The 5,767-nt window shown below is 36.0% G+C and carries 3 protein-coding genes; all 3 read left to right on the top strand.

All coding sequences use genetic code 11. The annotated features are described in order from the left end of the window. The coding region (locus WC622_RS16210; RefSeq protein ID WP_372820736.1) for a RagB/SusD family nutrient uptake outer membrane protein at positions 1-1,285 on the top strand (1,285 nt) is incomplete at its 5' end. Between the two features lie 210 nt (positions 1,286-1,495). Beyond that, positions 1,496-3,325, top strand: a complete 1,830-nt coding sequence (locus WC622_RS16205; RefSeq protein WP_372820735.1) for a glycoside hydrolase family 2 protein — start codon at positions 1,496-1,498, stop codon at positions 3,323-3,325. A gap of 67 nt (positions 3,326-3,392) precedes the next feature. After that, positions 3,393-5,767: glycoside hydrolase family 2 TIM barrel-domain containing protein (locus WC622_RS16200; RefSeq protein WP_372820734.1), on the top strand; the 2,375-nt coding region annotated here is incomplete at its 3' end.

Here is a 5,767-nt window from a genome sequence, read left to right as displayed (position 1 = left end):
TGCTTATTTCTTAATAGCATTTTTTGAATTTGAGCTATTGATACGTTATGCCAGTTTTGTAATTGTAAATAAAACCTTAACTTTTAACGATGAGTTAGATGTGCCTCGTAATACATTTGATGAATGTGTAGCTCAGATTTCTAAAGATTGTGAAGAGGCCATCTCTAGATTGCCTTTATCACCATCGGAATGGAATGCTACAAATAGAGGTAGAGCAACAGGTACAGCGGCAATGGCATTAAAAGCAAGATTGTTATTGTATGCAGCTAGTCCACAATACAATCCAACTAATGATTTAACAAAATGGCAAGCAGCTGCTGATGCAGCCAAAAGAGTAATGGATACTGGTAAACACGGTATTTACAGTTCTTATCCAAATATTTGGTTATGGAATACTGCAGGTGCATTTAATAATGAGGTTATTTTTGCAACATCTGCAACAGCAACAAATACTATAGAGCAAAATAATGCGCCAGTAAGTTATGATGCCGCTAATGGTCGTACAAATCCAACCCAAGAAATGGTTGATGCGTATGAAATGAAAACTACAGGTAGACCAATTAGTGATGGAGTATCAGGTTATAGTGCAACTGCACCGTATACCAATCGCGATCCTAGACTTGGATTCTCAGTTATGTTTAATACCGCGTCTGTACAACCAGCTGTGGCCGCTTATAAATTTAAAAGCAAAGATGTAGAAACATTTGTAGGTGGTAAAGATGGTTTGGGCTTAAACGTGAACGCTACTAAAACTGGGTATTACATGCGTAAATATCTAAGTGAAAGTGCATCATGGGCTGGTACAACAACTACCATTCGTAGACCATGGATTTTCTTCAGGTATGCAGAAGTATTGTTAAACTACGCTGAAGCATTAAATGAAGCACAAGGAACAGTGGCAGCGACACAAGTATTGGCTGCAGTAAATTTAATTCGTAACAGAGGTGGAGTTGCAATGCCGCTTTTGCAAACTACTAATCCAGCAGCCAATGGTTATGTTGCTCTCGACAAAGGTGAAATCCGCAAGCGTATTCATAATGAGCGTAGGGTAGAGCTAGCTTTTGAAGAACACCGTTTCTTTGATGTTCGCCGTTGGAAAGAAGGTGAAACTACATTTAATGGTTCTGTAAGTGGAATGAAAATAATGCCAGTTACTGCAACTTCGTTCACCTATACCAGATTTACTGTTGAAAATAGATCGTTTACTGCGAAGAACTATTTATATCCAATTTCTCAAAACGAATTGAATAGAGCAACTAAACTTGGTCAAAACACAGGATATTAAATAGAAATTAAAATTTGAAGATTCGTCATTCCCATGGAGGTGGGAATCTTAAATCGTAAAAAAGTTAACAACAACGCATTACGGTTTCCATCCGATAGCTATCGGATCAAATTGGGTATGACGGATTTTCAAATATTTCTGCTAAAAAACATCATTAACACACATTGTTACAACGTCATTTGATCTGTCCTATAACAATAAAAAAACACTATGTTAAAATTAAATTATAGACTACTTATACTTTGCCTCTCCTTATTTTTTAGTAGCACTTACGCACAAGTTAGTTCTATACAAAATATCCAATCGCGTAAAATACTTAGCCTAAACGGTAAATGGAATTACATTGTAGATCCTTATGAAAACGGATTTTATGATTATAGACACGACCCCTTCGATCAATCTAAATCAGGTTCGGGTGGTTTTTATGATGATAAAGTTCAAAAGGATAAAACAGAGTTAATTGAATATAATTTCGATTTGTCTCCACAAATGAATGTGCCAGGCGACTGGAATTCACAAGCTGAAAAACTAGAACTGTACGAAGGAACGGTTTGGTTAAGAAGAAAATTCACAACTCAACCAGAAAAAGATAAACGATACTTTGTTTACTTCGCAGCTGTAAATTATGAAGCTCATGTGTATTTAAATGGAAAAAAATTAGGCATTCACAAGGGAGGCTTTACACCATTTCAGTTTGAAGTGACTGGAAAATTAAAAGCGGGTGAAAACTCATTAGTCGTTAAAGCGGATAACACTAGGAAACCTGATGAAATACCAACTATTAATACCGATTGGTGGAATTATGGTGGAATTACTCGTGATGTTTTCTTAACCGAATTACCTCAACATTATATCAATGATTATAAACTTCAGTTAGTAAAAGGAAGTACAAATACACTAAATTTCTCTGTTAAACTTGCTGATTCTACTGCTGGACAAAATATTACGGTTTCTATTCCTGAGTTAAAACTAGAAAAAACGTTTACTACGAATGGCGAAGGTAAAATTGATCAGCAATTTACATGGAATAAGATCAATTTATGGTCTCCAGAAAATCCGAGACTATATGCAGTAACAATAAAAACTGCAACCGAAAATATTCAAGATAAAATAGGCTTTAGAACTATAGCCGTTCAAGGAACAAATATTTTGTTAAATGGAAAATCTGTCTTTTTAAGAGGAATATCTATTCACGATGAAAATCCACTATTAGCTGGAAGATTAAGATCTGAAGGAGACATGCGGATGCTATTGCAATGGGCAAAAGACATGAATTGCAACTATGTTCGTTTGGCGCATTATCCTCATAATGAAGAAATGGTGCGTTTGGCGGATGAAATGGGCTTATTGGTTTGGGCAGAAGTTCCAGTGTATTGGACAATCTCTTGGACAAACCCGGCTACCTATGCTAATGCTAAGCAGCAATTAACAGATTTAATTGTTCGCGATAAAAATCGGGCAAGTGTGATTGTTTGGTCTATTGGTAACGAAACACCGTTAAGCGATCCTCGTTTTCAGTTTATGAGCAATTTGGCAGAAACTGCAAGGTCTTTAGATGATACACGGTTAGTAGCTGCGGCTTTAGAAGTGCACAGAGATGGTAAAACGATAATTCTAAATGATCCACTAGGTGAGAAAATAGATTTAGTAAGTTTTAATGAGTATGCGGGTTGGTATTGGGGCGGAACGCCAAGTGAAATTACCAGTTATAAATTCGATATCAAATACAATAAACCAGTTGTGATTACAGAATTTGGTGGTGATGCATTAGGCGGTTTCCATGCCGATGAAAACACACGCTGGAGTGAAGAATACCAAGAAGCCTTGTATAAAAACCAACTCATTTTATTAGGTAAAATCGATGCATTAAGAGGAATGACCCCTTGGATTTTAACAGATTTTAGATCACCAAGAAGACAACATCCAGTCTATCAAAACTTCTGGAATCGGAAAGGGTTAATCTCTGAAACTGGCAAAAAGAAAAAAGCATTTTTTGTGCTTCAAGACTTTTACAATCAAATGCAACTTAAATACAAATAACACATTCCAAATCATCACAAAGGTTTATTACGCCCTTATGCTGCTACTCCCCAAAAACAAAATTTATTTGCTTAGTAAACCTATTCTTTTAGTGTTATTTGCAGTTTTTATAACGCTGCACACCTTTGGACAAAGTACGGTTAGAAAAATCGTCAACATTAATCAGGGTTGGAGTTTTCATAAAGAGAATAGTTCAGCAATAACTCAAGTAACTATCCCACATACATGGAATACTTTTGATGTAATGGACGATGAACCTGGTTATTACCGTGGAATAGGTTGGTATAGGAAAAAACTAGCACTTAAACCCGAGTGGAAAAATAAGAAGATTTCACTCTATTTTGAAGGCGCTAACCAGGAAACAACGGTGTATTTAAACGGTAAGAAAATTGGTAGCCACATCGGTGGGTATACTGCTTTTACAGTTCCTTTAAATGCGCTAAAGTTTAATGGAACGGATGAAATAGCGGTAAAAGTTGATAATAGTTTTAATGAAAATATAGCGCCCTTAACAGCTGACTTCACCTTTTTTGGCGGAATGTACCGTAATGTTTCTTTGGTTGTTTTAAACCCTATTCATTTTGAGGATAATAAATATGCTTCGAAAGGAGTGTATGTACATACCAATAATGTAACTAAAACGAACGCTGAAGTTATTGTCAGTGGAAATCTGATCAATTCATCAGCCAATGGGGACTTAACAATTCGTACTACCTTAACAGATGCAACTGGAAAAAAGGTAAATGAGACGAAAACACTAGTTCACTCAACTTTAAATAAACTCATTCCTTTTACACTTGCTGCTATCAAGGTTAATAATCCAATATTATGGTCGCCAGAAAACCCTTATTTATACCAATCTACCACGCAATTAATAGATAAAACGGGTAAAGTTTTAGACGAAGTAAAACTACCTGTTGGTTTACGATTTTTCAGTTTCGATGCTGACAAAGGCTTCTTCTTAAACGGAATGCCTTATAAATTGATAGGAACAAGTCGTCACCAGGATTTTGCGGGAATGGGTAATGCGGTACCATCCGCTTTGCAAGTGAAAGATGTTCAATTATTGAAAGATATGGGGGGTAATTTTTTGCGTGTGGCTCATTATCCCCAAGATCAAGCGGTATTAGATGCCTGCGATCGAATGGGTATTTTGGCTTCGGTAGAAATTCCTATTGTGAATGAAATTACTGAATCAGAGGCTTTTTCTCGCAATTGCAAAAGCATGCAATTAGAAATGATAAAACAGAACTACAATCATCCAAGCATCATTATATGGGCCTATATGAATGAGGTTTTGTTGAGAATGAAGTTTGCTAATGATCCGATAAGGAAAGAAAAATATATAAAGAACATTACTGTCTTAGCACAAGAATTAGAAGATTTAACTCGAGCAACTGATCCGACTAGATATACCATGATATCTAACCATGGCGATGTAAATGGATATATGAAAGCAGGTTTGGTGAAAATCCCTATGGTAGTAGGATGGAACTTATACCAAGGTTGGTATGGAGGTAAATCTGAAGATTTTGGACCAAACTTGGATAAAATACATCAGCAAATACCTGATAAACCAATTTTAGTCTCTGAGTTTGGTGCAGATATAGATCCTAGAATACACTCTTTTTCACCTGTTCGGTTTGATAAAAGTTTAGAATACGGTATGCTTTATCATCAGATATACATTGCAGCTATTTTAAAAAGACCTTTTGTGGCGGGTGCTGCAGTTTGGAATTTAGCAGATTTTAACTCTGAAACTCGTGATGAAACAATGCCTCATATTAACAATAAAGGTTTACTGACCATAGATCGCCAACCTAAAAACACCTACTATTTGTACAAAGCCAATTTCCAAAGGAAACCTTTTCTTAAAATAGGGGATGGTTCATGGAAATTAAGAGGCGGCATTGCATGTTCAAATGAACGTACGTTAAGCCAACCTTTGCAAGTAATTAGTAATACCGATACGGTTGAGCTTTTTGTAAATGGTAAAAGCTTAGGCAAAAAGGGCGTAAACGAGCGTATAAGTAACTGGGATGTTTCGTTTAAAAATGGAATGAATGATATTAAAGCAGTTTCTTTTGCTCATGGACTGAAAATTGAAGATTTAGCTCACCTAAGCTTTAGTTTACAACCCTTAGCACTTAACAATCTTGAAATCCCATTTAAAGAAATAAATATCCTTTTAGGTAGCCAAAGGCAGTTTGTAAATGAACAAAAACATGAAATATGGTTGCCAAGTCAGCCTTACAAAGCGGGTTCTTGGGGAAGTGTTGGTGGTGAGGCTTTTAAAATTAAAAATAGTGGTCGCCAAAGCTATGGTTCTGATAAAAACATAAGAGGAACATTTAACGATCCTATTTATCAAACGCAATTAATAGGCTTGGAAAGCTATCAATTAGATGTACCCAAAGGGAAATATGAAGTAACGATGCATTT

The organism is Pedobacter sp. (genome assembly GCF_041662865.1).
GTDB lineage: Bacteria > Bacteroidota > Bacteroidia > Sphingobacteriales > Sphingobacteriaceae > Pedobacter.
The sequence above is the reverse complement of the archived record's forward strand: the minus strand, read 5'-3'. Positions and strand labels throughout refer to the sequence as shown.